The following is a 1,215-nucleotide window of genomic DNA, read 5'->3' as shown; positions in this document are numbered from 1 at the left end:
TTAAAAGCTACAAAACAAGAAGGATACAAATTCCTGGGGTCTGTGCTCATGATTTTTATATATGGTTATGAGGTAGAGAGTTGCATTTCCTCATTTAGCTCATATTGTATTTTAGCATCCAAATTCGAGAGCGATTGATTGGTAAACGACCTAGTGAAAAGAAATTTTCCTGTCCATTTCTTTTTCTGATAGTCATATTGACCTCCGTAACTGTCTATTCTTCGACTCAAAGACGCCGGAACCGTTTGGTCATCCTTAATCAAAATTTGGTTGTAATAATAATTGCTAAAAAAATCATCAACAAAAAAGTTAAACTTTCCTAAAGTTGTGTTCTCGTACGTTAAACCTACTTTATTATAGGTTTTGTTATAATGTGTTTGGTCGTTTATGCCACTAGTTTTATAGGAATCACCAAATCGATATACAGTTGTTCCTCCAACAGTCGAAGTTACGGTAGGCTGATTGTACTCGAAATATTTATTTTCATAATTAAATTGGTGAGTCACAAACAAATTATTATTTCCCTTCACGGAATTTATTCTAAAAAAATGATCTAAAAACACTCGTTTCCCTTTTAGAAACGATCGAGCATCTGTCAAATAAACTTCTAATCGATCTCGCTGTAAAAAAGCTGGGTTACCACTTTCAAAATCTTCAACGGTAGTAATTCCACCATTTTCTTCATTCATAATATCCTGACCGGTAAAATGAAAATTAGCAAAATATCGTTTATTTTTTGTGTTGTAACTGGTAGTAAACCTGAAATTTCCAGTACTTGTGAGTTGATTTATATATTTCCCTTCAGAACGTAATCCTTTGTAAGCTATTGAAAAATTTAATCTTGGAGAAGTATTTACCGAAAAAAAGGCGTCCAGATTTTGACCTTTTTTCATAACCGATTTAAAATACCATTCGGTAACAGGAGTGGCTACTGAACCATATCGAATTTGATTGGCTTCAAGAAAATTAAAGTGCTTCGCTTTAAATCCAAATTCTGGAAGTGGCGAAAAAGAATTCAAACTGTATTGCAATGTATTATACGTTTGCCCTTCGTTAGGAAAAGCCAAAAGTCCAAAAAGGTCTTTTCGCAGATAGTTATGACTGTATTTTTTTTGAATCGTAAGCGAAGTGTCGATATAAGTGGTGTCGCGCTCCAAAGTAATCACTCGATACATATCAATCGTGGCTACAGGTTTTTTTATTCTCAATGAATCA

1 protein-coding gene is annotated in these 1,215 nt (G+C 33.7%); it reads right to left on the bottom strand.

The features are described 5' to 3' along the window. Positions 1-65: 65 nt before the first annotated feature. Positions 66-1,215, bottom strand: a 1,150-nt coding sequence (locus EKL98_RS16480; protein ID WP_233589477.1) for a putative porin, incomplete at its 5' end; no start/stop codon positions are given.

It is taken from the genome of Flavobacterium bomense (assembly GCF_003970355.1).
Note: the sequence above shows the minus strand (reverse complement) of the source record. Positions and strands in the feature narration are given on the sequence as shown.